At 68.2% G+C, this 26,753-nt stretch carries 23 protein-coding genes and 1 tRNA gene; 14 read left to right on the top strand and 10 right to left on the bottom strand.

Annotated features, from left to right (window positions below; genetic code table 11):
* Nucleotides 1–201 precede the first annotated feature (201 nt).
* The 3 genes from AB5S17_RS02945 (at nucleotide 202) to AB5S17_RS02935 (ending at nucleotide 3,346) form a co-directional block, all read left to right on the top strand.
* The gene (locus tag AB5S17_RS02945) at nucleotides 202–2,355 is read left to right on the top strand and encodes a TRAP transporter permease (RefSeq protein ID WP_369235938.1); all 2,154 of its coding nucleotides are present in this window, start codon (nucleotides 202–204) and stop codon (nucleotides 2,353–2,355) included.
* Entirely contained in the window at nucleotides 2,352–2,771 is a 420-nt protein-coding gene (locus tag AB5S17_RS02940) for a DUF1850 domain-containing protein (RefSeq protein ID WP_369235936.1), read from the top strand. The genes AB5S17_RS02945 and AB5S17_RS02940 overlap by 4 nt, the downstream gene beginning before the upstream one ends.
* Before the next feature lie 203 nt (nucleotides 2,772–2,974).
* Nucleotides 2,975–3,346, top strand: coding sequence for a BLUF domain-containing protein (locus AB5S17_RS02935; RefSeq protein WP_369235934.1), 372 nt, complete (start codon nucleotides 2,975–2,977; stop codon nucleotides 3,344–3,346).
* Nucleotides 3,347–3,533: 187 nt separating this feature from the next.
* On the opposite strand, the gene AB5S17_RS02930 is transcribed toward AB5S17_RS02935, so the two are convergent.
* Nucleotides 3,534–3,608: transfer RNA gene (locus AB5S17_RS02930), tRNA-Thr, on the bottom strand.
* A 349-nt stretch (nucleotides 3,609–3,957) separates the two neighbouring features.
* On the opposite strand from AB5S17_RS02930, the gene AB5S17_RS02925 reads away from it, so the two are divergent.
* Nucleotides 3,958–5,106 (top strand): efflux RND transporter periplasmic adaptor subunit, encoded by a 1,149-nt coding sequence (locus tag AB5S17_RS02925; protein WP_369235932.1) that lies wholly within the window; start codon nucleotides 3,958–3,960, stop codon nucleotides 5,104–5,106.
* Nucleotides 5,103–8,225 carry an efflux RND transporter permease subunit gene (locus AB5S17_RS02920; protein WP_369235930.1) on the top strand — a complete coding sequence of 1,041 codons (3,123 nt, stop codon included), beginning with the start codon at nucleotides 5,103–5,105 and terminating at the stop codon, nucleotides 8,223–8,225. The genes AB5S17_RS02925 and AB5S17_RS02920 overlap by 4 nt, the downstream gene beginning before the upstream one ends.
* A 78-nt stretch (nucleotides 8,226–8,303) precedes the next feature.
* On the opposite strand, the gene AB5S17_RS02915 is transcribed toward AB5S17_RS02920, so the two are convergent.
* Both AB5S17_RS02915 and AB5S17_RS02910 read right to left on the bottom strand, forming a co-directional pair.
* Nucleotides 8,304–8,483 (bottom strand): hypothetical protein, encoded by a 180-nt coding sequence (locus AB5S17_RS02915; RefSeq protein ID WP_369235928.1) that lies wholly within the window; start codon nucleotides 8,481–8,483, stop codon nucleotides 8,304–8,306.
* A 15-nt stretch (nucleotides 8,484–8,498) separates the two neighbouring features.
* Nucleotides 8,499–9,371 (bottom strand): glucose 1-dehydrogenase, encoded by an 873-nt coding sequence (locus AB5S17_RS02910; RefSeq protein WP_369235926.1) that lies wholly within the window; start codon nucleotides 9,369–9,371, stop codon nucleotides 8,499–8,501.
* Nucleotides 9,372–9,639: 268 nt separating this feature from the next.
* Between AB5S17_RS02910 and AB5S17_RS02905 the strand changes: the two genes are divergently transcribed.
* Entirely contained in the window at nucleotides 9,640–10,410 is a 771-nt protein-coding gene (locus tag AB5S17_RS02905; RefSeq protein ID WP_369235924.1) for a DeoR/GlpR family DNA-binding transcription regulator, read from the top strand.
* A gap of 72 nt (nucleotides 10,411–10,482) precedes the next feature.
* Nucleotides 10,483–11,700 (top strand): MFS transporter, encoded by a 1,218-nt coding sequence (locus AB5S17_RS02900; protein ID WP_369235922.1) that lies wholly within the window; start codon nucleotides 10,483–10,485, stop codon nucleotides 11,698–11,700.
* 4 nt (nucleotides 11,701–11,704) lie between these two features.
* Here the strand turns inward: AB5S17_RS02900 and AB5S17_RS02895 are convergent, their stop codons facing one another.
* On the bottom strand, nucleotides 11,705–13,324 hold the full coding sequence (locus AB5S17_RS02895; protein WP_369235920.1) for a GMC family oxidoreductase: 1,620 nt from the start codon (nucleotides 13,322–13,324) through the stop codon (nucleotides 11,705–11,707).
* 218 nt (nucleotides 13,325–13,542) lie between these two features.
* On the opposite strand from AB5S17_RS02895, the gene AB5S17_RS02890 reads away from it, so the two are divergent.
* Complete coding sequence (locus tag AB5S17_RS02890) at nucleotides 13,543–14,085, top strand: TIGR02281 family clan AA aspartic protease (RefSeq protein WP_369235918.1); 543 nt, start codon at nucleotides 13,543–13,545, stop codon at nucleotides 14,083–14,085.
* 94 nt (nucleotides 14,086–14,179) lie between these two features.
* Here AB5S17_RS02890 and AB5S17_RS02885 read toward each other — a convergent pair whose 3' ends face one another.
* Both AB5S17_RS02885 and AB5S17_RS02880 read right to left on the bottom strand, forming a co-directional pair.
* Nucleotides 14,180–14,698, bottom strand: a complete 519-nt coding sequence (locus AB5S17_RS02885) for a L,D-transpeptidase (RefSeq protein WP_369235916.1) — start codon at nucleotides 14,696–14,698, stop codon at nucleotides 14,180–14,182.
* Nucleotides 14,699–14,781: 83 nt separating this feature from the next.
* On the bottom strand, nucleotides 14,782–15,705 hold the full coding sequence (locus AB5S17_RS02880; protein WP_369235914.1) for a LysR family transcriptional regulator: 924 nt from the start codon (nucleotides 15,703–15,705) through the stop codon (nucleotides 14,782–14,784).
* Between the two features lie 539 nt (nucleotides 15,706–16,244).
* Here AB5S17_RS02880 and odc2 point away from each other — a divergent pair.
* The 5 genes from odc2 to AB5S17_RS02855 all read left to right on the top strand — a co-directional run bounded on the left by odc2 (nucleotide 16,245) and on the right by AB5S17_RS02855 (nucleotide 21,805).
* Complete coding sequence (gene odc2, locus AB5S17_RS02875; RefSeq protein WP_369235912.1) at nucleotides 16,245–17,378, top strand: ornithine/lysine decarboxylase; 1,134 nt, start codon at nucleotides 16,245–16,247, stop codon at nucleotides 17,376–17,378.
* 160 nt (nucleotides 17,379–17,538) lie between these two features.
* A complete protein-coding gene (locus tag AB5S17_RS02870; protein ID WP_369235910.1) occupies nucleotides 17,539–18,138 on the top strand; it encodes a GNAT family N-acetyltransferase in 600 nt (199 codons plus the stop codon).
* A 173-nt stretch (nucleotides 18,139–18,311) separates the two neighbouring features.
* Nucleotides 18,312–20,708, top strand: coding sequence for a PAS domain-containing protein (locus AB5S17_RS02865; RefSeq protein ID WP_369235908.1), 2,397 nt, complete (start codon nucleotides 18,312–18,314; stop codon nucleotides 20,706–20,708).
* A gap of 92 nt (nucleotides 20,709–20,800) precedes the next feature.
* The gene (locus AB5S17_RS02860; protein ID WP_369235906.1) at nucleotides 20,801–21,082 is read left to right on the top strand and encodes a hypothetical protein; all 282 of its coding nucleotides are present in this window, start codon (nucleotides 20,801–20,803) and stop codon (nucleotides 21,080–21,082) included.
* An 18-nt stretch (nucleotides 21,083–21,100) separates the two neighbouring features.
* On the top strand, nucleotides 21,101–21,805 hold the full coding sequence (locus AB5S17_RS02855) for a hypothetical protein (protein ID WP_369235904.1): 705 nt from the start codon (nucleotides 21,101–21,103) through the stop codon (nucleotides 21,803–21,805).
* Between the two features lie 2 nt (nucleotides 21,806–21,807).
* Here AB5S17_RS02855 and AB5S17_RS02850 read toward each other — a convergent pair whose 3' ends face one another.
* The 4 genes from AB5S17_RS02850 to AB5S17_RS02835 all read right to left on the bottom strand — a co-directional run bounded on the left by AB5S17_RS02850 (nucleotide 21,808) and on the right by AB5S17_RS02835 (nucleotide 26,067).
* Nucleotides 21,808–22,785, bottom strand: coding sequence for a WD40 repeat domain-containing protein (locus AB5S17_RS02850; RefSeq protein WP_369235902.1), 978 nt, complete (start codon nucleotides 22,783–22,785; stop codon nucleotides 21,808–21,810).
* Nucleotides 22,786–22,891: 106 nt separating this feature from the next.
* Nucleotides 22,892–24,001: a GTP-binding protein gene (locus AB5S17_RS02845; RefSeq protein WP_369235900.1), complete on the bottom strand. Its 1,110-nt coding sequence runs from the start codon at nucleotides 23,999–24,001 to the stop codon at nucleotides 22,892–22,894.
* A 96-nt stretch (nucleotides 24,002–24,097) separates the two neighbouring features.
* Nucleotides 24,098–25,243, bottom strand: coding sequence for a PLP-dependent cysteine synthase family protein (locus AB5S17_RS02840; RefSeq protein ID WP_369235898.1), 1,146 nt, complete (start codon nucleotides 25,241–25,243; stop codon nucleotides 24,098–24,100).
* The gene (locus AB5S17_RS02835) at nucleotides 25,240–26,067 is read right to left on the bottom strand and encodes a creatininase family protein (protein WP_369235896.1); all 828 of its coding nucleotides are present in this window, start codon (nucleotides 26,065–26,067) and stop codon (nucleotides 25,240–25,242) included. The genes AB5S17_RS02840 and AB5S17_RS02835 overlap by 4 nt, the downstream gene beginning before the upstream one ends.
* A 136-nt stretch (nucleotides 26,068–26,203) precedes the next feature.
* Here AB5S17_RS02835 and AB5S17_RS02830 point away from each other — a divergent pair, with 136 nt between their 5' ends.
* A complete protein-coding gene (locus AB5S17_RS02830) occupies nucleotides 26,204–26,665 on the top strand; it encodes a MarR family winged helix-turn-helix transcriptional regulator (RefSeq protein WP_369235894.1) in 462 nt (153 codons plus the stop codon).
* Nucleotides 26,666–26,753 lie beyond the last annotated feature (88 nt).

Genomic DNA, 26,753 nt, shown 5'->3' with positions numbered 1-26,753 from the left:
TCCCGATTCCGTCCAGCCGCCAGTAGAGCACGCCGGGCGCAGCCACGCACACCGCTCGTGCAGCCCGGCATCCCGCCCGGGAAGCGGACGCCGCTTGATCCGGACAGCCATTTGCGCGCCCGCCGCGGCGGCGCTAAGGTCCTGCCAACATTGGCGGGGTTGCCCGTCGGTCGGTTTGCAGGCTTTGGGAGGAGCTGGCGGATGAACGAAGGCGCAGGCGCCAGCGACCCCGGGCCGGATCAGGACGTGCAGGAGGACCTGCACGATCCCTTGGGCAGCGGCTTTCCCCTCGGCACCGAGGGCCGGCTGCTGTTTGCGATCGCCTTCGTCTTCTCGCTCTTCCAGCTGGCGACGTCGGCCGGCCTCTGGGATCTGCCGAGCCAGATCGTGCGGGCGGTCCATGTCGGCTTCCTCTGCCTGCTCGGCCTGCCGCTGGTCGCCGCGATCAAGCGCGAGAGCGTGGCCGTGCGCGCCCTCTTCTGGGTCCTCGGCATCGCCGGCATGGGCGTCGCCTTCTATCAGTGGTTCGAATACAAGGCGCTGATCTTCCGATCCGGCATGCCGCTGATGCAGGACACGGTGGTCGGCGTTGTCGCGCTCGTCATCCTCTTCGTCGCCACCTGGCGAATCATGGGCCCGGCGCTGCCGATCATCGCCGGCCTGTTCCTCGCCTACTGCCTGTTCGGGCAGTATGCGCCGGGCATGTTCCAGACCCGCGGCTACGCCTTCTCGCAGGTGATCGACCACATGGCCTTCGGCACCGAGGGCATCTACGGCATCCCGGTCTACGTCTCCTCGACCTACATCTTCCTGTTCATCCTGTTCGGCTCGTTCCTGGAGCGCGCCGGCATGATCAAGCTGTTCACCGACATCGCGCTCGGCCTCGTCGGCCATGCCAAGGGCGGCGCGGCCAAGGTCGCGGTGATCTCGTCGGGCCTGATGGGCACGATCTCGGGCTCCGGCGTCGCCAACGTCGTCACCACCGGCCAGTTCACTATCCCGCTGATGAAGCGCTTCGGCTATCGCGCCGAATTTGCCGGCGGCGTCGAGGCGACCGCCTCGATGGGCGGCCAGATCATGCCGCCGGTGATGGGCGCCGTCGCCTTCATCATGGCCGAGACGCTGAACGTGCCCTATGCCGCCATCGTCCAGGCGGCGATCATTCCGGCGATCCTCTATTTCGGCTCGGTGTTCTGGATGGTGCATCTGGAAGCCGGCAAGCGGAACCTCCTCGGCCTGGCACGCTCCGAACTTCCCTCGCCGCGCAAGGCGCTGCGCCAGGGCTGGTACCTGCTCCTGCCGCTCGCCGTCCTCGTCTGGCTGCTGTTCGCCGGCTACACCCCGCTCTATGCCGGCACGATCGGCCTCGCGCTGACGGCCTTGCTGATCCTCGGCGCCCCGCTGGCGTCGCGCATGCCGCAGCTGGCGCTGCGCTTCGTCTTCTGGATCGTCCTCGGCCTTGCCGCCGCGGCGTTCTTCCGATTCGGGATCTTCCCCGTCGTCGCGGCGCTCACGGTGCTGATCGCCGCCTGCGCCGTCTTTCGCGGCGGCCGCGAGACGCTGGTCGTCACCCGCGACGCGCTCGCCGAGGGCGCGAGGACCGCCCTGCCCGTCGGCATCGCCTGCGCCATCGTCGGCATCATCGTCGGCACGATGACGCTGACCGGCGTCGCCACGACCTTCGGCCAGATGATCGTCTCCATCGGCGCGACCTCGCTGTTCCTGTCGCTGGTGCTGACGATGATCACCTGCATCGTCCTCGGCATGGGCATCCCGACCATCCCCAACTACATCATCACCTCGTCGATCGCGGGTCCCGCCCTGCTCGGCCTCGGCGTGCCGCTGATCGTCTCGCACATGTTCGTCTTCTACTTCGGCATCCTCGCCGACCTGACGCCGCCGGTGGCGCTCGCCTGCTTCGCCGCGGCGCCGATCGCGCGGGCGCCGGGGCTGAAGATCGCCTTCGAGGCGGTGAAGGTGGCGCTCGCCGGCTTCGTCGTGCCGTTCATGGCGGTCTACACGCCGGCGCTGATGCTGCAGGACGGCGGCCCGCTCGCCACCGAGATCGGCTATTTCCCCGCCGTCGCCTACATCATCGTCAAGGTCTGCCTCGCGATCGGCCTGTGGGGCGCGGCGGCGATCGGCTATCTCGCGGCGCCGCTGAAATGGTGGGAGCGCCTGCTGGCGGCGGCCGCCGCCTTCACCCTCGTCGCGGCGCTGCCGGCGACCGACGAGGTGGGCTTCGTCCTGTCGGCGGTCGTCATCGCGCTGCACTGGTGGCGGGTGAAGAACGCGCCGCCCGCGCCGGCTTCGCGCGCGCCAGTCGAAACCAAGAGCGCGACGCCGGCCGAATGATCTGCATCCTCACCGGCGGCAAGACGCTGACCCTCGCCGCCGCCGCCTTCACGCTCTCCTGGACGCATTCGGTGGAGAAGACACGCTGGGCCGAGCACTGGGTGGCGACGCCGGCCGGCCTGAAGGTCACGCAGGGCAGCGTCGAGGGCTCCGGCGCCGGCATGGAGCCGCCGCCGGACGCGGTGCTGAAGGACGGCGCCTATGTCTACACGCCGCATCTGCCGGTCATCCCGGATCTGATCCTCGCCGCCTCCGGCGCGACCGTCGGCGGCTGGACGCTCTGCCCGCTGACGCGGGACGGCGGCTCCGCCGGCGCCTGCCTGACGCTCGGCAAGAGCCGGGGCGCGCCGATCCACCTGCGCTCCTGCGCGCCTCCCGCAGCCGGTTCGGAGGAGACCGCCGGGATGGCACGCTGACGGGACGACCGCCCTGCCCCGCCCCGCCAGCGTCAAGCCCGCTGGACATCCGTTAGCCGGCTTCCGACCCGGTTCTGGACACGCCGGATCAATGCCCTAACCTATTGGCCGCGCAATCGACGTGGGGACGGGGATCGGCGCATTCGGGGAATTGGGGGTCGGCGCATTCGCGGCGCAATGCGGTCTCCCGCGTCGGAGGGCAGATGCGGCACATCTCCTACAGCAGCACCGCGGAGGGCATGAGCCCCGACGAATTCGCCGATATCGTTGAGAAGGCGCGGGCGTGGAACGCCCGGCACCAGATCTCCGGCGCGATCGCCTTCGACGGCCGCATCGTCACCCAGATCATCGAAGGCCCCGCCAAGAGCGTCGACGACCTCTTCCTGAAGATCTGCCGGGACAAGCGCCATCGCGGCGTCGTGCTGCTCACCCGGGCCGACATCAAGGAGACGCAGTTCGAAGGCTTCGGCCTCAGCCGCATGTCGCCGCCCGACCTCTACCTGATCTCCGTCGCCATCGAGGAGCGCTACGGCAGCGGGGACACGTCGATGACGCCGCTGCCGATGGAGGGGTGAAGGCACGGCGACGAGCAGGCGCCGGTCGGCTGATCTCCCGCTGAGGCGGCGCAGCGGCGGGCACGGCGCCGATCATCCTGCGGGTCCGGAGCCACAGCGCGCAGTTCGATTCGTCGGATGCACGACATGTCCGCACCGCAGCACAACCATCGTGCGCACGGATCTCAACAATAACAATGGCTTGGAATGGTGCTGCCGGACAGGATTGAACTGTCGACCTCTCCCTTACCAAGGGAGTGCTCTACCACTGAGCTACGGCAGCGTCGGGCGCTATGTCTCCGATTTCCCTCGGCGCGTCAACACCTCATCGCGAGAAGCTCGGCGGCGGGGCCGGCGGGGGATCGCCGGCTCCAGCCTGCGGCAAGCCAGGACGGCGGTTGCAGCAGGATCGCGGCGGCACGGGCTTCCGCATGGTCTTCGGCGCGAGCGGATCGATCCGCGGTCCGAACGCGCAGCGATTCGAAACAGAGGCGAGCGACCTGAGCCTCCGAGCGCGCCGGCCCCGGCGCGGTAACACTTCGTAGCAGATCGCAATCGCCTGCGCATGGAACGGCCCCGCGGGGCGTCTTACCTTCGCTTTGAACCGAAATCCTCCCAGTGACTTCGTGCCGATGACGAAAATTCCGACGCGCCTCCGCTATCTGCCGCTGCTCGCCCTGCCGCTCGTGGCGCTCTGGGCGATCGATCCGGGCGCGGCGGCGGACAAGGCCGCGGCGCCGGCGCCGGCCGGCGCATCCGCGCCCGCCGCCAAGCCCGCCAGCCTGACGGTCACCACCGACACGGTGAAGAGCGGCCCCGTCGCCGGCAGCGTGCTCGCCACCGGCACGGTCGCCGCTCATCGCGAAGTCGCGCTCGGGGCGGAGGCAAGCGGCCTGCTGCTGACGGACGTGCTGGTACGCCAGGGCGACCACGTCGAGGCGGGCGAGGTCGTCGCGCGGCTCGACGATTCGCTCCTGAAGGCTGAGATCGCCGAGCAGGACGCGGCGATCGCCAGTGCGAAGGCGACACTCGCCTCGGCCGAGGCGTCGAACGCGCGCGGCCAGAAGCTGGTGAAGACCGGCGCCGTCTCGGCGGAAACCGCGCAGGACCGCGAGACGACGGTCGCGACCTCACAGGCCGCGCTGGCGCAGGCCGAGGCGGTGCGGCGGACGCTGGAGGTGCAGCTGGCGCGGACCGAGATCAAGGCGCCCTTCGCCGGGGTCGTCTCGGCCCGGCCCGCCGTTCCCGGCGGCATCGTGCAGCAGTCGACCGAGATCGTCCGCATCCAGGAGGACGGCGCGCTGGAAGCGCGCGTCGACGTGCCGGAGCAGTATCTCTCCGCCATCCGGCCGGGCGCCCCGGCGACGGTGACCGGCCCGGACAAGACGGCGGTGACGGCCGCCGTCACCTCGGTCGACCAGACGGTTGACGCCACCAGCCATCTCGGCACGGTCGTCATCGCGCTCGGCAGCGACAGCCGCTTCAAGGCCGGCATGTTCGTCAGCGCCGCAATCCAGACCGGCGGCACCGACGCGCTGACGGTCGCGCAATCGGCGCTGACCTGGAAGGACGGCAAGACCGCCGTCTTCAAGCTCGCCGGCGACGACACCGTGGCGCTGACGCCCGTCACCACCGGCCAGCGGGCCGGCGGTCGGGTCGCGGTCGCCGGTAACCTTGCCGCCGGCGACCGGGTCGTCGCGAGCGGCGCCGGCTTCCTCGACGACGGCAACCGGGTGCGCGTCGTCACCGAGGAGGCGTCGGCCGAAGGGACCGGTCAGTGAAGAACATCTCCGCCTGGTGCATCCGCCATCCGCTGCCGACCATCGTCCTGTTCCTGGCGCTCGCCGTCTCCGGCGCCTGGGGCTTCCAGCAGCTGCGCGTCAACAACATGCCGGACATCGACTTTCCGATGGTGAAGGTCACGGTGACGCAGACAGGCGCCTCCCCGACCGAGCTCGAGACCCAGGTCACCGACATCGTCGAGAATGCCGTGGCGACGATCTCCGGCGTCGAGGACGTCACGTCCACGGTCTCCGAGGGATCCTCGGTGACGGCGATCGAGTTCTCGCTCGGCACGGACCTGATGCAGGCGACGGACGACGTCCAGAACGCCGTCGACGGCATCGCCAGCCAGCTGCCGGACGCGGCGAACACGCCGATCGTCACCCGCGTCAACGCCGGCGACAACGCCATCCTGACCTATGTCGTGCGCGCGCCGGCGATGTCGCCGGACCAGCTCTCCTGGTATGTCGACAACGACGTGTCGAAGGCGCTGCTCGCCGTCGACGGCGTCTCCAAGGTCACGCGCTCCGGCGGCGTCAATCGCGCCATCCTCGTCAAGCTCGATCCGACGCGGCTCGACGCGCTCGGCGTCACCGTCGGCGACGTCTCGACGGCGCTCGCGGCCGAGAACGTCAACCAGGCGGGCGGGCGCACGGTCGTCGGCGGCACCGAGCAGTCGGTGCGCACGCTCGGCAACGTCACCTCGATCGAGGGGCTCCAGAACACCCCCATCCCGGTTTCCGGCGGCAAGAGCGTGCGGCTCGCCGATCTCGGCCAGATCGTCGACGGCTGGGAGGAGCCGCGCAACCGCGCGCGGCTCGACGGCAAGGAGGTCGTCGCCTTCTCCGTCTACAGCGCCAAGGGCTCTTCGCAGATCGGCGTGACCAAGGCGGCGCGGGCTGCCGTCGCGGCGATGGATGCGAAGAACCCTGCGGTGAGCTTCACCGAGGTCACCTCGTCGTCGGACTTCGTCCAGGCGAGCTACGACGCGGCCTTCGAGGCGCTGTGGCTCGGCGCCCTGCTCGCCGTCGGCGTCGTCTTCCTGTTCCTGCGCGACATCCGCGCGACGCTGGTCTCGGCGACGGCCCTGCCGCTGTCGCTGATCCCGACCTTCGCGGTGATGGCCTGGCTCGACCTGTCGCTGAACAACATCACGCTGCTGGCGCTGTCGCTGGTGGTCGGCATTCTCGTCGACGACGCCATCGTCGAGATCGAGAACATCGTCCGCCACATGCGTCAGAGCGGCAAGACCGCCTATGAGGCGGCGATCGAGGCGGCCGACGAGATCGGCCTCGCGGTGGTCGCGACGACGGCGACGATCGTCTCGGTGTTCCTGCCGGTCGGCTTCATGCCGGGCATTCCCGGCAAGCTGTTCGTCAGCTTCGCCATCGTCGTCTGCGTCTCGGTGCTGTTCTCGCTCGTCGTCGCGCGCATGCTGACGCCGCTGATGGGCGCCTATTTCGTCAAGGCCGGGGCCAAGGGCCACCGAGAGGACACGCCGGCCTGGGTGCCGGCCTATCTCGCGATCCTGCGCCAGGCGCTGCGCTTCCGCTGGCTGACGGTGCTTCTCGGCATCGCCTTCTTCGCCGGCTCGGTCACCGTGGCGACGAGGCTTCCGACGGAGTTCATGCCGTCCACCGATCGCGGCCGGGCGCTCGCCTCGGTGGAACTGGTGCCGGGCTCGACGCTGGACGAGACCGACGCGGTGGTGAAGAAGGTCAGCGCCATCCTGGAAAAGCAGCCGGAGGTGCAAAGCGTCTTCGCCTCGATCGGCGATGCGACGACCGGCGGCGGCGGGCCGCAGCACACGACGACCGCCAGCGTCACCTCGGCGACGGTGACGGCGAACCTCGTGCCGCGCAGCGAGCGGGACGTCAGCCAGCAGCAGTTCGAGAAGCGCCTTGCCGGGGCGTTCGACGACATCCCCGGCGCCCGCATCCAGTTCGGCGCCGACAACCAGTCCGGATCGAAGATCTCCGTGACGCTCGCGGGCACCGACAGCGCGCTGCTCGCCGACACGGCGAACAGGCTGGCGGCGGAGATGCGCACGGTGCCGGGGCTGCTCAACCCGGTCTCGGACGCCGCCGCCGCCAAGCCCGAGCTCGTCGTGCATCCGGACAAGGCGCGGATGGCGAGCCTCGGCATCACCTCCAGCCAGATCGCCCAGCTCCTGAACGTCTCCACGCTCGGGGCCAACGAGGACGCGCTCGCCAGGTACAATCTCGGCGACCGGCAGATCTTCGTCATCCCGACGCTGACCGACGAGGCGCGCGGCGATCTCGACCGCATCAAGGCGCTGAAGATCTCCGGGAGCAAGGGCACCGTGCCGCTCGGCGCGATCGCCGGCTTCGACTTCGGTGCCGGCCCGACGACGATCGACCACTATGACGGCGAGCGCACGGCCACCGTCTCGGCCGAGCTGTCCGGACTGACGCTCGGTCAGGCGCAGAAGAGCGTGCACGCGCTGCCGGTCATGCGCTCCCTGCCCAAGGGGATCGCCGAGAAGGCGCAGGGCGACACCAAGCGGATGAACGAGATGTTCTCGGGCTTCGAGATGGCGATCGCGACAGGCATCCTGCTGATGTTCGCGACGCTGGCGCTGCTCTTCAACTCGTTCCTGCAGCCGATCACCATCCTGACCGCCCTGCCCCTGTCGATCGGCGGCGCCTTCGGCTTCCTGTGGCTGACCGGCTCATCGGTGGCGATCTCGGTGCTGATCGGCGTCCTCCTGCTGATGGGGATCGCGGCGAAGAACTCGATCCTCCTGGTCGAATACGCCATCGTGGCGCGGCGCGAGGGCACCGATCGCATGACGGCGCTGCTCGACGCCGCGCGGAAGCGCGCCCGGCCGATCGTGATGACCTCGATCGCCATGGGCGCCGGCATGGCGCCGATCGCCCTCGGCATCGGCGCGGACGCCGAGTCGCGCGCACCGATGGCGATCGCGGTCATCGGCGGGCTGGTCTCGTCGACGCTGCTCAGCCTGGTCTACGTGCCGGTGGTCTACACCGTCATCGACGACATCGAGCGCTTCCTGGGGCGCCTGCTCGGCAAGCTCCTGCCGAGGCAGCAAGCGGCAACGGAAGGTGCGGAGCAGCCGGAGCTGCAGGCCGGCTGAGGGACGGCCGCCGGAACGAGAAAACGGATCGGCGCGAGCTCGCGCCGATCCGCATGGTTTTCTTTGGGACAGAAACTGTCAGGGGCCGCCGGCGACGGATCCCATGATCGACATCACCAGATCCTCCAGTTCGACGACGCCCTGGATCTCGAGCCTCGTCTCGCCCCGGCTCGCGACCTTCAGGTCCTCCGGACGGTTCTGGGCCTGGCGCTCGAGTTCCGAAACGATCGCCTCACGGACTTCGCTTTCGATGCTCATCGAGACCTCCTTCGTCTACAGCATCGGCCGGCCGCCGGTGACGGGCACCAGCGCGCCGGTGATGTAGGTGGCATCGTCCGAGGCGAGGAAGACATAGGCGCCGGCGAGTTCCGCCGGCTGCCCGGCACGTCCGAGCGGCGTATTGGAGCCGAAGCTCTTCACCTTCTCCGGCGGCATGGTCGAGGGGATCAGCGGCGTCCAGATCGGCCCCGGCGCGACGGCGTTCACGCGGATGCCGCGGTCGGCGACATATTGCGCGAGGCCTGCGGTGAAGTTGGCGATGGCGCCCTTGGTCGTCGCATAGGCGAGTAGCTGCGGCGTCGGGCTGGTCGCGTTGATCGAGCTGGTGTTGAGGATCACGCCGCCCGGCTCCATCCGCGCCACCGCCGCCTTGGAGAGGTAGAACATCGAATAGATGTTGGTGCGGAAGGTCGTGTCCCACTCCGTCGCCGAGATGTCCTCGATCTTCTCGAAGGTCGCCTGGTGGGCGGCGTTGTTGACCAGGATGTCGAGGCGGCCGAATTCGTCGAAGGCGCGGGCGATCAGGCCGTTGCAGAAGTCCTCCTCCTTCACGTCGCCGGAGACCAGCACCGCCTTGCGGCCGGCCTTCTCGACCCAACGCGCCGTCTCCTTGGCATCCTCGTGCTCGTCCCAATAGGCGATGAGCACGTCCGCGCCCTCGCGGGCGTAGGCGATGGCGATCGCCCGGCCGATGCCGGAATCGGCGCCGGTGATGATCGCGGCGCGACCGTCGAGCTTGCCGGAGCCCTTGTAGCTCTCTTCGCCATGATCCGGCTCCGGGCTCATCGCGCCGGTCTTGCCGGGCATGCCCTGTTCCTGTTCCGGCTGCTCCGGGCGCGGATAGCGGTTGCGGGGGTCGAGTGCCATGGATCGTTCCTTCCGTCCTGATGGATGAGCTGCGCGGGCCGTTGCCGCGCATCGTCCGCGGCAGCGTCTCGCCGCCGCGCTGGTCGTGCGGACAATCGGGGGCAACCGGCAGGGTTCCTGGCAGGCCGGATCGCATCCCATAGCCGGCCATACTTCCCTGCATCGTCGGGCGGCAGTCCTGCCGAAGCAGAGGCCGGCTTGCGGCGCCGCCCCAACCGTGCAAGATCAGGATATAACGTGCATCAACAGGCGAGCAGTCCGGATCGTCATGACCATCCTCCTCACCCGCCAGCGGCAGGACATCATCCGTGAGCGACTCGCCCGGGACGGCCGCGTCATCGCCGGCGCACTCGCGGGCGAATTCGCCGTCTCGGAGGACACGATCCGCCGCGACCTGCGGGAACTCGCGGCCGCCGGCGTCTGCGAGCGTGTCTATGGCGGCGCGGTCAGACCGGCGGCGCCGTCCGAGCCCTTCGACCGTCGGCTCGATTCGCAGGCGGCGGAGAAGTCGCGTCTCGCCGCGACGGCCGCCGGCCTGATCCCCGCCGGCGCAACGGTCTTCATCGATGCCGGCACGACCAATGTCGCGATCGCGGCGGCCCTCGCCCGAGACTCAGGGCTGACGGTCGTGACGAATTCTCCCGCCGTCGCCATCGCCGTGGCGCCGGGAGCCGCGATCGACGTCGTCCTTCTCGGCGGCCGGTTCGATCCGCGGCTCGGCGCCTGCCTCGGCGGCAGGACCCTCGCGGAGGCGGAGCGGCTGCGTCCCGACCTTGCGATCCTCGGCGCCTGCGGGATCGATCCGATCGCCGGCGTCACCGCCTCCGACAGCGAGGAGGCCGAGCTGAAGCGCCGGATCGCGCTGGCGAGCCGGCAGGTGATGGTGGCGACGACGACCGACAAGCTCGGCACCGCGGCACCCTTCGCGGTGATCGACGCCGAAGCACTGACCGGGCTCGTGGTCGAGGCCGACGCCGGTCCGGCGCTGCGACAGGCCTTCGCGGATCGCGGCGTCGCCGTCGAAGCCGTCCCGGCCTGAGCCGATCTTCGAACGTCTCGGCGATCCCGCCTCTCTTCAGCCGATCCGTCTCCCTTCAGAAAGAGCCCCGACGTGTCCACCAGCCCCATCGCCCTCGACCGCGCCGGCGTCTTTCCGCCTGCCCGCCTCGCGGTCTGCATCGCCTTTCTGGTCAACGGCTTCGCGATCGGCTCCTGGGCGCCGGAAGTGCCGATCCTCGCCGCGCGGCTCGGCTTCTCGCAGGCTGCGCTCGGGCTCCTGATCCTGGTCTTCGGCCTCGGCGCGATCACCGCCATGCCGGTGATCGGCGGCCTGATCTCGCGCGGCGGCTCACGCCGGCCGATGCTTTTGACACATCTCCTCCTGGCGCCGGCCCTGCCCTTCCTGGTGCTCGCGCCGGACCGGCCTCTCGCGGTCGTCGCCATCTTCCTGTTCGGCGCCATGCTCGGCGGCATGGACGTTGCGATGAACGCCAATGCGGTGGCGGTGGAGCGCGGCATGGGCCGGGCGATCATGTCCTCCTGCCACGGCTTCTGGTCGGTCGGCGGCATGGTCGGCGCCGGCATCGGCGGCCCGCTGATCGCCGCCGTCGGCGCGCCCGGCCACGCTGCGGTCGCGGGGCTGCTGATCCTGTCCGCACTGGCGCTCACGTTGCGCTTGTCGCATGAGGACCGCGCCGCCCATCAACCGGCAGAGGAGACGGAGGCCGGGAGCTTCGCCGGCATCCTCGCCGCGGCGCGGCGGGACCGCTCCGCGATCCTCAAGGCGATCGCCGTCGGCATCTTCGCGCTGACCGCCATGATGCCGGAGGGCGCGGCGATCGACTGGAGCGCGGTCTATCTGCGGCAGAGCCTTGCGGCAGACGTCGTCACCTCCGGCTTCGCCTTTGCCGCTTTTTCCGCGGCGATGGCGCTGTTCCGCTTCCTCGGCGACGGCATCCGCAACCGGCTGGGTGCGGTGGCGACCGTGCGGCTGTTCGCCGTCGTCGCGGCGAGCGGCCTCGCGCTCACCGGCCTCGCGGGAAGCCTCCCCCTCGTCGTCTGCGGCTTCGCGCTGACCGGCATCGGCCTCTCCAACATCGTGCCGATCGCGTTCTCGGCCGCCGGCAATGTCGCCGGCCTGAAGCCCGGCATCGGAATCTCGATCGCCAGCGGTATCGGCTATTCCGGCGGGCTGCTCGCGCCCTCCGTCATCGGCTTCCTCGCCGAGCATGTCGGCCTCGCGGACGTCTATGTCGGGCTCGCCGCTCTGCTCGTCGTGGTCCTCGCCCTGTCCGGGCTGATGGCGGGCGCCGACGGCAGCCGGGACTGAGCGATCAGCGGGCCTTCGCGCCCTGAAGCATCATCTCGGCGCCCTTGTCGGCGATCATGATGGTCGGCGAATTGGTGTTGCCCGAGGTGATCGACGGCATCGCCGAGGCGTCGATCACCCTGAGGCCGTCGATGCCCCGCACACGCAGGCGGGCGTCGAGCACCGCCATCCTGTCGTCGTCCGTTCCCATCTTCGCGGTGCCGACGGGATGGAAGATGGTCGTCCCGAGATCGCCGGCCGCGACCAGCATGTCCGCATCGGAGGAGACATGGGCGCCAGGCTTGTATTCCTCCGGCCGATAGGGTGCGAGGGGCGCCTGCGAGACGATGCGCCGCGCCCATTTGAGGGAGTCGACGGCGACGCGCCTGTCCGCCTCGGTGGAGAGGTAGTTCGGCCGGATGTCCGGCCCGTCCTCGGCCTTCGGACCGGACATGTGGATGGAGCCGCGGCTGGTGGGCCGCAGGTTGCAGACGCTGGCGGTGAAGGCGGAGAAGCGGTGCAGGCCGTGGCCCCAGTCGTCGAGGGACAGCGGCTGGAAGTGGAATTCGAGGTTGGCGGTCTCGTATTCCGGCGAGGATTTCACGAAGGCCCCGACCTGGCTCGGCGCCATGGTCAGCGGGCCGCGGCGGCGGAAGAGGTAGTTCACGCCCATCATCGCGCGCGAGATGAGGTTCCAGTACTCGGTGTTCAGCGTCTTGATGCCCTGCACCTTGTAGATCGGCCGGATCTGCAGATGGTCCTGCAGGTTCTCGCCGACCCCCGGCAGGTGGTGGATCGGCTGGATGCCGTGCGTTCGCAGCCGCTCGCCGTCGCCGATGCCGGAGCGCTCCAGGATCAGCGGCGAGCCGACCGCGCCCGCCGACAGCACCACCTCGCCGCGCGCGGCGGCGGTGATCGTCTCGCCACCCTTGCGATAGGTGACGGAGACGGCGCGGCCGTCCGCGACGTTGACGCGCTCGACCGTCACGCCGGTCTCGACCTCGAGGTTTGACCGCTTCAGCGCCGGCTTCAGGAAGCCGCGGGCCGCGCTCCAGCGCCGGCCGTTCTTCTGGTTCACCTGGAAATAGGATGAGCCGGTGTTGTCGCCGGTGTTGAAGTCCGGGATCTTCGGCACGCCTGCGGCCTCGGCCGCATCGCGCACATGGTCGAGGATCTCCCAGCGGATACGCGGATGCTCGACGCGCCATTCGCCGCCGGCGCCGTGAAATTCGCTCGGCCCCTCGACATGGTCCTCGACCCGCTTGAACACCGGCAGGACGTCGTCCCAGCCCCAGCCGGGGAGGCCCAGCTGGCGCCAGTGGTCGTAGTCTGCCGCCTGACCGCGCATGTAGATCATCGCGTTGATCGCCGAGGAGCCGCCGAGCACCTTGCCGCGGGGATAGGACAGGGCCCGCCCGTTGAGGCCCGGCTCGGCCGCGGTCTTGAACATCCAGTCGGAGCGCGGATTGCCGATCGCGAAGAGGTAGCCGACGGGGACGTGGAACCAGATCCAGTTGTCCTTCGCGCCGCCCTCGAGAAGCAGCACGCGGTTGCGCGGATCGGCGGACAGCCGGTTTGCGAGGACGCAGCCGGCCGAGCCGGCGCCCGCAATGATGTAGTCGAAGCTCTCCGCCCTGTCCGCCATGCCCATGCGCCCTCCCCAGACGTCCGTTCTCCCGTTCCCGCATATAACGGCGGGATGCCGAGCACCAACAGGCACTTGGTCTTACGGCATCACCGCGAGATATCCGCCCCTCTCCCGTCCTGCGGCACCGAAGGGTTCGCCCGGCCGATTTTACCGCCGCGTAAGGAGCGCTCCCGTAAACTCACCGCGGTTTCGTGCGGGAGCGAGGTTGCGGACGCATGGAGAAGCTCATCGCCGCCATGATCTTCGCCTCGGTGGTGGCGCTCGCCGCCCCCTCGGTGTTCGAGCGCTATGAGGCGGCCGCCCTGTCCGGAAAGCTGGAAGTGATCGATCCGCCGGCCAAGGTGGTCGATGCCGCGGCGTCGCCCGCGCCGGCGCCCGCACTGGTCGGCCGTGTCGCCGAACTGCGGCCGGATCCGGACGGGCATTTCCGCACCGACGCGCTGCTGAACGGTCGGCCCGTGCGCGTCATCGTCGACACCGGCGCAACCCTCGTGGCGCTCGACGAGACGACGGCGCGCCATCTCGGCGCCTCACCGTCTCCCGGCGACTGGCACTACAAGGTCATGACCGCGAATGGCGAGGCGATGGCGGCGAAGACGCGGCTGGCGCGCGTGTCGATCGGCCCGATCGAGATCACCAATGTCGACGCCATGGTGGTGCGCGACGGCAGTCTGCCGATCAGCCTGCTCGGCATGAGCTTCCTCTCCCGGCTGGACGGCTTCGCGGTCGAGAACGGCCGGCTGGTGCTGCGGCAATAGTCCTGCCGGCCGGCGCAATGGCACGGCCGTCTCGCACGAGCGGCATAACGACGCCGTCGCCGGGCGGCGGCGCCTCGTCCCTTTCGCCCTGGACTCAGTGCTCGACCAGAACCTCGGCGCCGATATGGACGCGGTCGTAGAGGTCGAGGACGTCCGCATTGCGCATGCGGAAGCAGCCGGACGAGGCGGCGCGGCCGATCGAATGCGGGGAGTTGGTGCCGTGGATGCGATAGGCCGTCCAGCCGAGATTCATCGCGCGCTGGCCGAGCGGGTTGTTGGGGCCCGGCCCGACCGACTGGGGCAGGTTCGGGTGGTCTTCGCGCATCGACGGCGTCGGGATCCAGGTCGGGTGCAGCCGCTTCTTCGAGACCCAGCTCTTGCCGAACCACTGCTCGTCGGGCCGGCCGACGGCGATCCGGTAGACCAGCGCCTTGCCGTTGCCGGTGAGGAGGTAGAGCTTGCGCTCCGAGGTCTTGATGACGATCGTGCCGGGGTCGCCCGCGGCATCGAAAGCGACTTCCGGGCGCGCCTCCGCGTCGGTCTGCTTGGCAAGGCCCGGCGCGGTCGAGGCGATCAGCGCGAAGGCGGCGGCGAGGAGGATACTGTTACGCATGGCCCGGTCATAAGACGACAAGCTTGCGAGCCGGTAAAGGCACACAGAGCCGTCCCGGGCGAAGCGTTGCCGTTCCGCCGCAGTCAGCCGGGACCGCCGCCGTTGAGGTGGCAGTCGCATTTGCGGAACCACGCCGCCAGGAAGTCGACGAAGACGCGCACCCGCGCCGGAAGATGCCGACGGTGCGGGAAGACGGCATAGATGCCGGCCTCGCTCGACATGTAGTCGTCGAGCACGGTGACGAGCCGGCCCTTCTCCAGATCCTCGCGCACGACGAAGCTGGGGCTGAGCGCGAGGCCGAGGCCGGCGAGCGCGGCGGCGCGGACCGTCACCGGCGAATTGGCGGTGAACTGGCCGGAGACCTGGACGTTGATCGTCTCCTTCGTCACCGGATCGCGGAAGCCCCAGTTGGAGAACAGCCGCGAGTTCGAATCGATCACCGCGGGATAGTTCGCGACCTGCGTCGGATGGGTCGGGCGACCGAGCCGCTCGATCAGCTCCGGGCTCGCCACGATGGCGAAGTTGAGCGAGGCGAGCCGGCGCGCGATCATCGCCGAATCGGCGAGTCGCGTCATGCGGATCGCGACGTCGAACCCCTCCTCCACCAGATTGACGAAGTTGTCGTCGAGATGGATGTCGAGGCCGATGTCGGGATAGGCCTTGGCGAAGTCGACGAGGCTGAGGCCGAGCTCGGCGTCGCCGAAGGTGCGCGCGGCCGAGACACGGATCGTGCCCTTGGCCTCGCCGGTCGCCTCGCGCGCCTCCTCGTTGAGGCTCTCGAGGTCGGAAAGGATGCCCGACGCCCGCGCGACATAGACCTCGCCCGCCGCCGTCAGGGCGATCTGCCGGGTGGTGCGGTTGATCAGCAGGACGCCGAGTTCGTCCTCCAGCTCGCGCACATATTTCGACAGGAGCGCCTTGGAGCGCCCAGTCTTGCGGGCCGCGGAGGAAAAGCCCTCGTTCTCGACCACCGAGATGAAGGCGCGCATCCGAGTCAGCGTGTCCATTCCCGCGTCCTTGTCCCAAGCTTGCGAATGTTGCCGCCAATCCACGGCGCGAGAGCTTCCTTTAGCGGGAAGGATGAAAAATCAACAGGGGAGCGGATTTGGCTCTTGTGTATGACGGCCAAGGCGCATAGATCGCGATTGCCCCAAGTCGCACGTGCCTGTGGGCGTCCCCCGGTCCTCAAATGCGAGGGTTGCCGGGACGGTACCTGGACGTAACACATCCAGTCGGTTTTGCGAGCTTCGCGAGATCGAGGACGCCTTGAAGCAACGACGGTCCGGGCCTTTCTGGTCTCTCCTGGTCTCCAAAGCCGGGAATACTGAAGAGGCACACCTTCATTGCCTGAAGTGCGGCGGGTCCAAGCCCACCAAGCCATGGCAGACTGATACCGGAAGCGGTGCGCGCTCGCGCCTGTCGTTTTCGGCCATCGTCGCGTCTCGCAAGGGACCGGACAGTCGCGCCTGCCGCCGGCTGAACGGACCATTGCGGTCGCTCCTCGTCGATCTTCCGGCTCGAACGGCCGGGTCCATGGGAGAGCCACATGGCCACTCAGCGCATCCTCGACTTCCTCGCCACCCGACGTCCCGACGGTCCCTGCCTCGTGGTCGACCTCGACGTCGTCGAGGGCAACTTCAACGCCTTCCGCAAGGCGCTGCCGGATTCGGCGATCTTCTATGCCGTCAAGGCGAACCCGGCGCCGGAGATCCTGAAGCTCCTGGCTTCGCTCGGCTCGAACTTCGACTGCGCCTCGGTCGCCGAGATCGAGATGGCGCTGAACGCCGGTGTCACCGCGAAGCGCATCTCCTACGGCAACACGATCAAGAAGGAGCGGGACATCGCCCGCGCCCATGCGCTCGGCGTGTCCCTGTTCGCCGTCGACTGCGTCGAAGAGGTCGAGAAGGTCGCCCGCGCCGCGCCCGGCGCCCGCGTGTTCTGCCGCGTTCTGACCAATGGCGAAGGCGCCGAATGGCCGCTGTCGCGCAAGTTCGGCTGCGTCCCGGCGATGGCGATCGACGTGCTCGCGCATGCCCAGTCGCTCGGCCTCGTCGCCACCGGCGTCTCCTTCCATGTCGGCTCGCAGCAGACCGACACCAATGCCTGGGACGCGGCGATCGCCGATGCGCGCTTCGTCTTCGAGGCGCTGGCCGAGAAGGGCATCGTGCTGACGCTGGTCAACATGGGCGGCGGCTTCCCGACCCGCTACCTCAAGGACGTGCCGACCGCGGAGGCCTACGGCCGCGCGATCTTCGATTCGCTGCGCAAGCACTTCGGCAACCGCCTGCCGGAGACGATCATCGAGCCCGGCCGCGGCATGGTCGGCGACGCCGGCGTCATCAAGACCGAGGTCGTGCTCGTGTCGAAGAAGTCGGCATCGGACGAGAATCGCTGGGTCTATCTCGACATCGGCAAGTTCGGCGGTCTCGCCGAGACGATGGACGAGGCGATCCGCTACCCGATCGTCAGCCATCGCGACGGCGAGCGGACCGAGCCCTGCGTGCTCGCCGGCCCGACCTGCGATTCGGCCGACGTGATGTACGAGAAGACGCCCTACCCGCTGCCGATCTCGCTGACCGTCGGCGACGAGCTGCTGATCGAGGGCACGGGCGCCTATACGACGACCTATGCCTCGGTCGCCTTCAACGGCTTCGAGCCGCTGAAGTCCTACGTGATCTGACGGGTTTCATGACGATCAGACGCATCCGACGACGGAGCCTGACGCTCCGAAGCTGACCCGGCGCCGCATTCGATGAGGATGGCGCCGGGCTTGCCGCCCGCGCGCCGCAACCATTCGGCGAGCGCCGTTCCACCCCTCGCAAGGCTTGAAGGGGTTCGTCATGTCCGCATTTCCGCATTCCGGTGCATTCCAGTCCTTCGCGCCCTTCTTCACCATCGAAGCCGAGGCGCCCGGCGACGTGCCAGCGCGCGAGGCGCTGCTCGACGCCGCCATGGGGCCCGGCCGCACGCGCAAGTCCTCTGAGGCGATCCGGCGCGGCCGGCTTCCGGCCGAGGGCCTGTCGCTCGTCGCGCGCGACGGTCTCGGCCGCCTCGTCGGCACCGTCCGGCTGTGGAACATCGCCGCGGGATCGCGGGGCGGCGACGCCGTGCCGGCGCTGCTCCTCGGCCCGCTGGCGGTCGATCCGGCGCTCAAGGGCTCAGGGATCGGCTCCTCTTTGATGCGACGGGCGATCGCGGAAGCCGCCTGGCGCGGCCACAAGGCGATCCTGCTCGTCGGCGATCCCGAATATTACGAGCGCTTCGGCTTCTCCGCCGCGGCGACGGGCGCCCTTGCCATGCCGGGACCCTTCGAGCCGCGGCGGCTGCTGGCGCTCGAATTCTTGCCGCGCCACCTGCACGAGGCGATCGGCCTCGTTGAGGCGGCGGGCCGGCTTGCGCCGGAATCGGCGGTCGATACGGAGTTGCCGGCGGCCGCGTGAGGATGCCCATGCGGCCAGACGATCCGGTTGCAGAGCCAATTTCTCTTTCGCGGCAATGAGATGAGGCCGGATTCTCTATCTCTCGATCGGTTGGATATGCTAACCGGTTCGTAAGGGAGCACCGCGCATCGGCGCCGACGCTCCAGCTTCCGGATGCGGAGACGACGGGGCGTATGACATCGGGGGATCGTGACAGTCTGGAGGGAGCGCCGTCCGAAGACGCGGAATCGCGCGGCCATCCGGCTGCGGAGGACGTGTCGGCGCTTCAGGACCGGCTGATCGAGGCCGAGCGCGAGATCGCCGGGTTGAAACGCTCCCTCCACCAGAGCGAGAGCCGCTACCGGCTGATCGTCGACAGCGCCGTCGACTACGCCATCATCGCGACCGACCTCGGGGGGATCGTCACCACCTGGAACGACGCCGCGGAAGCCGTGCTCGGCTGGTCCGAGCGCCAGATCGTCGGGCGCCCGATCGCGACGATCTTCACGCCCGAAGACGTCGAGGACGGCGTGCCTGATCGCGAGATGCGGCTGTCGCTCACCATGGGCAAGGCGCAGGACGAGCGCTGGCACATCAAGGCGGACGGCAGCCGGTTCTTCGCGTCCGGCGAGATGATGCCTCTGTACTCGCAGGACGGCACCCATGCCGGCTTCCTCAAGATCTTGCGCGACCGCACGCGGGAAGTGCTGGAGCGCAAGGAGCTGCAGGCGAGCCGGGAGCGGCTGAAGCTGGCGCTCGACGCCTCGGCCCTGGTCGGGACATGGGACTGGGACATCCCCGGCGACAGGCTCTACGCAGACGCGCGCTTCGCCGAGCGCTTCGGCGTCGATCCGGTGCTCGCCGAGAGCGGCACGCCGCTGCAGAGCTTCGTCGAGGGCATCCATCCCGACGATCGCGATCGCGTCGCCCGCAAGATCGCCGAGGCGGTGGAAAGCGTCGGCCTGTTCGCCGAGGAATATCGCGTGATCGGCGTCAACGGCGAGATCCACTGGCTCTACGCCAGGGGCCGCTGCTTCGCGGATCCGGACGGGCGGCCGGTGCGCTTTCCCGGCGCGATCGTCGACATGACGGCCGAAAAGGCGCGCGAGACGCGCCAGGCCGCGCTCCTGAAGCTCGGCGACCAGGCACTCGTCCAGGGCGCTCCGGGCACCGACCTTCTGGAGGTCCTGCAGCTGATCGGCCAGACGCTCGACGTCGACCGGGTCGGCTATGCCGGCGTCGACCCGACCGAGACCTACGCGACGATCCTGCGCGAGTGGACGGCGACGGGAACGGCTGCGCTCTCCGGCCGTTTCCGCCTGGCCGACTTCTCCGGCGAACTGGTCGCCGGGCTGCGTTCGGGCGTGGTCGCCCTTTCCGACACCCATGCGATCGTGTCGGGTGCCGACCCGGGCAGCGCCTGGGACGCGATCGGCGTCAGGGCGATGGTCAACATCGCCGTCATCGAGGACGGCAAGGTCCGGATCATCCTGTACGTCCACTCCGCGCGTCCCCGCGCCTGGCAGGACGAGGAGATCGCCTTCATCCGCGATGTCCTCAACCGGGCCTGGTCCTACAATCAGCGCCGGCAGGCCGAGCGGGCGCTGGTGGAGACGGAGGCGCGGCTTCGTCTGGCGCAGGAGGCCGCCGGCATCGGCACGTTCGACTTCGACCTCGGCAGCAACGTGCTGCTCTGGGACGACCGCTGCCGGGCGATGTTCGGCGTCCCGCCGGGCACGGACGTCACCTATGACGGCACGTTTCTTCCCGGCCTCCACCCGGACGATCGTCCCCGGACCGAGGCGGCTGTCGCGATCGCGCTCGATCCGGAGGGGACCGGCCTCTTCGACATCGTCTACCGCACGATCGGCCTCGAGGACGGCATCCTTCGGCATGTGCATGCCAGAGGCCAGACCCTCGTCGAGGACGGCCGGACGGTGCGCTTCGTCGGCGCCGTCCGGGACGTCACGCAGGAGGTCGAGGCGGTCGAGCGCCAGCGGCTCCTCGCGCGCGAGCTGCACCACCGCGTCAAGAACACGCTGGCGGTCGTCAACGCTATCGCGAACCAGACGCTGCGCCGCGCCACCGACACGAAGGTCGGACTGGAAGCCTTCTCCGCGAGGCTCTCGGCGCTCGGCCAGGCGCACGACATTCTGACCCAGACCAGCTGGACCTCGGCGCCGATCGAGGCGATCGTCGGCAGCACGCTGAAGCTGCACCGCCCCGCCGACGAGGCGCGGCTCGCCTGGTCCGGGCCGGAGATGGAGCTGTCCGCGCGCCAGGGTCTCGCGCTGTCGCTCGCCATGCACGAACTCGCCACCAACGCCGTGAAGTACGGCGCGCTGTCGAACGAGACAGGACGGGTCGCGATCACCTGGCGCGTCGAGCGGGAGGCCGGCGGACGCGTCTTTGCGCTGCTGTGGGAAGAGATCGATGGTCCGGCGGTCGTCGCCCCGGCGCGTAAGGGCTTCGGCTCGCGGCTGATCGAGCAGTCGCTGGTCGCCGAATTCGGCGGCGAGGTGACGCTCGACTATCGGCCGGAAGGCCTCGTCTGCACCATCCGCGCGCCGCTGATCTCTGATCGGGGCTAGGATCGAAACGTGCCCCCCGCGCTTTGACATTGCCGCGAGACTCCTAACATCTTTTGGTTGATTGTTACTCTGATTCTCACGACGAAAAGATTATGGCGAAACGCCCACTCTCTTCTCATTTAACCCTTACAGCCGAAGGCGGCGAGAGCACGGAGATCTCCGATCTGCCTGTGCCGATCATGCAGGCCCTCTATTATCAGATCACTGGCAAGAAGGAGAAAATAGAAAAATCCTTTCGCGACGACTTTATAATTGAAAAGCATTCAATTTCTGACTTAATGTTAAAAATTGAACAGACTGTGGAGCAGTTTTCTCTAACATCTTCGAATTTTAGTTCGACTATATTTCGCCATAAAAAAGATAAACAGGTCTGATCATAATTTGAAAAGTTTTTGCAGTATGATGAGAGTCGTGGTGACAAAGTCTCATCGATAGAGCTGAAATTCGACTTTCTCATCACTCCAAATTCTGTCTCGGCGGATCGGACGGGATTCCAGGAACTTGACCGGCCTCAGAGTTATACGGTTTCTATTGTTTGCAACTCGTTCGTTCTGCTCAAAGATGACAAGATAGCCGCCCACGGGATAGGAGGAGTATTCCGAGGTAACGATCAAGCACCACCCATCAACATAATCCTCGAATATGTCGACTACGTAGTCGCAAGGACTCTTCAAATGACGATTGAGGAGTGGATAGCCTCTTTGGAGAAAGTAGATGTTTGGAGAATCAAAAACCCTGCATTCTCCGGAAGATATATGGCGACCGAGTCGCTGAAGTCGCTATGGCCAGCAGCTATTATACATGGGTATATCGCGTACAGCTCCTCAGGAAATGAAATAATAACACTTCGAAACGCGTCTCTTTTTCTGATTTCGTTCTTCGTTTTAAAGTATATTTCGGATTACATTGTAGAAATTGCAGACGATATGCTACTCACATACCATAATTTCCCCTTTGTAGTCCTTAACAAGGCCGACAGAGGAAACTTGGCGAAATTTAAACGCGTCCGCAATCGCGCAACAACGATTGGTTCTGCGATAGCAGTGGGCATACTCACAAGCATAATCGGAAGCGTTGTCTACGGCTATATGGTTTAAATTCACCCCGCAATGTCGATGACGCCCGCCTCGCCCGACTCGGTCCCGAAGGCGACGAGGCCGCCCCTGGCGTCCCAGGCCATGGTGCGGACCGGGCTGGCGCCGCCGCGCCTGAGGAGGGCTTCTTTCCCATCCTGAAACCGTGCGGCGAGGATCATGCCGTCCTGGTAGCCGATCGCCAACATGTCTTCGGCGGGATGGCAGGCGACGGCGGTGACCATGGTGTTGCCGCGGGTGCCGAGTTCCAGCGGTGCCTTGCCCATCGGCCCGTCCTTGCCGGAGAAGGGCCAGAGGATCGCCGCCGGCGCGCCGGAGGTCGCGAGGAACTTGCCCTTGGCCGACCAGGACCAGTCCTTAACCTTGGCGGGATAGCCGGTCATGCGCATGTGTTTGCCGTCCTCGATCCGCCAGCCGTGCAGGGCATTCTCCTGCATGGCCGTGACGAGGAAGCGCCCGTCCGGCGAGAAGGAGACGCCGAGATGGGCGCCCTTCCAGTCGAGCAAGACGGGTGCCGCATCGGTCGCCGGAAAGAACAGCGTGGCACCGTCATAGCGCGCGATCGCCGCGCGCAGACCCTTCGGCGCGAACGCGATGTCCTCGACCGTGCGCGGATGGGGGAACTCGCGCAGCGTGCCGTCGGACCGGCGCACATAGGCGGTCCGGCCGGAGGCGAAGCCGGCCGCGCCGCCCGGCCCGCCGGCGACGGTGGAGACCCACTTGCGGCCGATGGCGGCGAGTTCCTGCGGTTCGCCCTTCGCATCGACGGCGACGACGCGCCCGTCCTCGCCACCCGTGAGGAGGCGGTTCGAGAAGCCGTCAAGGCGCGCGGTCAGGAGGCCGCCAGCATGCAGCTCGAGCGTCCTGTCGCCGCCGGCCGGCAGGCGCAGCGTGCCGTCGGCAAGCGCAAAGGCCGGCTCGTCCTTCAGGAAGACGGCAGCTTCGACGAAGTCCGGAAAATCGTAGGCCGCGATCGACGGCATCAGGCAGGCGCCCCCTCAGGCGGATTGAATGGTTCGGCTCCGGCGGTTCGGCGGCGGCAGGCTGGGCGATAGCCCCTTGGCGCTGTCGCCGCCACCGGGCAAAGCCTCAGGCGTCGGCCTTCACCCGCGCGGCGCAGGCGGCGAATTCGGCCGAGAGGGCGTCGGCGTCGAGCTCGCGCCCGATCAGCACCAGCCGGCTGACGCGGGCCTCGTCGGCGCGCCAGGGACGCTGGTGGTCGCCCTCGATGATCATGTGGACCCCCTGCACGACGTAGCGGTCGGGATCGCCGTCGAAGGCGATGATGCCCTTCAGCCGCAGGATGTTCGGTCCCTGCTCCTGGGTCAGTGCCTGGATCCAGGGGAAGAACTTCTGCGGGTCGAGATCGCCGCCCTTCAGCGAGACCGACGTCACCGTCACGTCGTGAATGGCCGAGGCCTCGCCGTGATGGTGATGATGCTCATGCCCATGGTCGTGATGATGGTGGTGATCATGGTCGTGGTGGTCATGGACGCAGTCCGGCCCGCAGACGTGGTCGTCATGCGCGTGCGCGGCCTCTTCCAGGAAGTCCGGGTCGTTGTCGAGCACGCGCTTCAGGTCGAACGCGCCCTGCCCCAGCACCCGGGCAAGGTCGATGCCGGCGCGCTTGGTGTGGTGGATGACCGCATACGGGTTGATCTTGCGCACTGTCGCCTCGACGGCGGCGAGTTCGTCCGCGCTGACGAGGTCGGTCTTGTTGAGGAGCACGACGTCGGCGAAGGCGATCTGGTCCTCGGCCTCCTTGGTGTCCTTCAGGCGCATCGGCAGGTGCTTGGCATCGACCAGCGCGACGACGGCGTCGAGCCGGGTTTTCTGGCGCACGTCCTCGTCCATGAAGAAGGTCTGGGCGACCGGCACCGGGTCGGCGAGACCCGTCGTCTCGACCAGGATCGCGTCGAACCGGCCCTTGCGCCGCGTCAGCCCCTCGACCACCCGCACGAGGTCGCCGCGCACCGTGCAGCAGACGCAGCCATTGTTCATCTCGTAGATCTCCTCGTCGCTCTCGACGATGAGGTCGTTGTCGATGCCGATCTCGCCGAACTCGTTGACGATGACGGCGTATTTCCGCCCGTGATCCTCCGACAGGATGCGGTTGAGCAGCGTCGTCTTGCCGGAGCCGAGATAGCCGGTGAGGACGGTGACGGGGATCTGGTCGGTTTCGGGTGCGGTGGCGGACATGGAGCGTCTCCCTGATTGGGTCGGGCTCGATATAGGCGCCCGATGCGGCGAATGCACGGGGGATTCCCTGCAAAGACTGTTGGCGGCTCGCGCCGGTCAGACCGCCGCCGCTGCCGCGTCCGCCGTCTCGAACAGGCCGAGGTCGCCGCGGTCGAGCAGCGCCTCGATGCCGGGGCGGTAGACGTCGATGTCGATGCGGTTGGCGGCCAGCCAGTCCGGATCGTAATAGGTGGCCGCGTAGCGGTCGCCGCTGTCGCAGATTAGCGAGACCAGCGAGCCCTCCTCGCCCGCCTTCATCAGCGCCGCCGCGGCGAAGCACAGGCCGAAGAAGTTCGCGCCGGTCGAGCCGCCGACGCGCCGGAACAGGCGCTCCGACAGGACATGCATCGCCGCGATCGAGGCCGCGTCCGGCAGCTTGATCATGTGGTCGATGACATCGGGCAGGAAGGACGGCTCGACGCGCGGGCGGCCGATCCCCTCGATCCGCGAGCCGCGCTCGCAGCGCGCGCTGCGGTCACCCTGGCTATAGGCGTCGAAGAAGGCGGAATACTCGACGTCGACGACGAGGAGCCGCGTGTCGAGGTTGCGATAGCGGATGTAGCGCCCGATCGTCGCCGAGGTGCCGCCGGTGCCGGCGCTCATCACCACCCAGCGCGGCACCGGATGGCTCTCGGCCTGCATCTGCGCGAAGATGCTCTCGGCGATGTTGTTGTTGCCGCGCCAGTCGGTGGCTCGTTCGGCGTAGGTGAACTGGTCGAGATAGTGGCCGCCCGTTTCCGCAGCGATCCGCATCGCCGCGTCGTAGATTTCGGCGGGATCGTCGACATAGTGGCAGTGGCCGCCGAAGCGCTCGATCGCCGCGACCTTCTGCCGGCTCGTCGACTTCGGCATCACCGCGATGAAGGGCAGCCTCAGAAGATGGGCGAAATAGGCTTCGCTGACCGCCGTCGACCCGGACGACGCCTCCACCAGCGGCGTGCCCTCCCGGATCGCGCCGTTGCAGATCCCGTAGAGGAAGAGCGAGCGCGCCAGCCGATGCTTCAGGCTGCCGGTCGGATGGGTCGATTCGTCCTTCAGATAGATCGAGATGCCCTTCAGCCCGGGAAACACCGGGTTGACGAGATGGGTATCGGCCGAGCGCCGGCCATCGCCCTCGAGAAGCGCGATCGCCTGCCGAACCCACGCGCGGTCGACATTGCCCGGCAGGGTGTCCAGCGGCGGTATCGTCGGTGCTGCGGTCATGTCCGGTCCCCTTCCGCGCCGTGCGGGCGCGGACCGGCAGATAGCCGCTCCAGATCGAAGGCCGCAACGTCGTCGAGGAAATCGATGAAGGCGTCCGCCTGATATTCGGCGATGGCGCGGCCGATCTCGGCCGTCGCGAGACGCGCGTCGCCGACGACGCCGGAGGGGTTGAGATCGTCGGCCATCCAGCCGAAGCCGAGCCGGCCGTGCGCGCGCAGCCGCTTCGCCTGCGTCTCCAGTTCGCTCTGCAGGGACGGGAAGTTGGCAATCGCCTCCGTCCGCACGAGGTCCGGCCGGAAGTGCAGCATCAGCGCCGTCTCGACCGCGCCGCCATGGATCCCGGCCGCGATCTCCACCTCCGGCAGCAGCCCAGGGGGATAGCCGAAGCGCAGCCAGGAACAGGTGCCGACCAGCATCTTGTGGACGCGGCGAAGCTCCAGCGCCGCCGTGTCCATGACCGGCGTGTTGCCGCCATGCGCGTTGACGATGACCAGCCGGCGCAAGCCGCTGGCGGCGAGCGAGGCGCCGATCTCAGTGACGGCGTCGATTGCCGTGCGCCAGTCATGTTTGAGGGTGCCGGGAAAGTGCGCGTGCTCGTCGGACTTGCCGATCCGGGCCGTCGCCAGAAAGGTCACCCGCCGCGCGTCCCCGAGGCGCGAAAGCACAGTCTCGACCATCGCGTCGGCCAGCATCGCGTCGGTTCCCAGCGGCAGATGCGGCCCGTGCTGCTCGACGGCGGCGATCGGCAGCACGGCGACGGCGGAGGCCAGGTCGGACGCAGCCGCCAGATCGGCAGTCGTCATCTCCTCGTAACGTTTGCGCATATGCTCCTCTTTCGTAGCGCGTCGTCCGCCAGGGCTGCGACCTCGCGTCCCCCGGCGCGATCCGAATCGCCCGGCGCTTCGGTGGACATCGGGACGCCGCTTCGTCATCTTGCGCGCGTCGAGGGACGGAGGCGAGATGGCCGGCAAGAAGAAGAAGCGGTCGGTGACCCGCCAGCTCAACCTCGCCGCCCGCAGCGTGCGGACTGCCCTGTCTCAACAGCTCTCCGCAATCCATCTCTACCCCGGCCAGGACGCCGTGCTGATCGCCATCGGCGAGAATGACGGCCTGCCGCTCCGCGAACTCGCCGAGCGCCTGGCGGTTCGCCCGCCGACCGTCACCAAGACCGTCGCGCGGCTGATCAGCCAGGGTCTGGTGGAAAAGCGCGCCTCGCCGAACGACGCGCGTCAGAGCCACGCCTTCCTCACGCCCGATGGCCACGCGATCGTCGACGCCGTCAAGACGGCGCAGAAGACCGTCGAGCGCACCGCCCTCAAGGGCCTGTCGAGCAAGGAGCGCAAGACGCTGCGCAAGCTGCTGGCGCGGGTCGGACAGAATCTCGGCGGCGACGCCGGCGCCGAGGCGGACGACATCGTCTGAGCTGCGCCGGACCTGCAAACTCGGCGCGTGGGCTTTCCGCGACGGCCGGTCTTTGCCATAGATCGTGTGGGCACCGGCCGAGGGAGCG

It is taken from the genome of Jiella sp. M17.18, assembly GCF_041027365.1.
Lineage (GTDB): Bacteria > Pseudomonadota > Alphaproteobacteria > Rhizobiales > Rhizobiaceae > VKMB-3413.
Note: the sequence above shows the minus strand (reverse complement) of the source record. Positions and strands in the feature narration are given on the sequence as shown.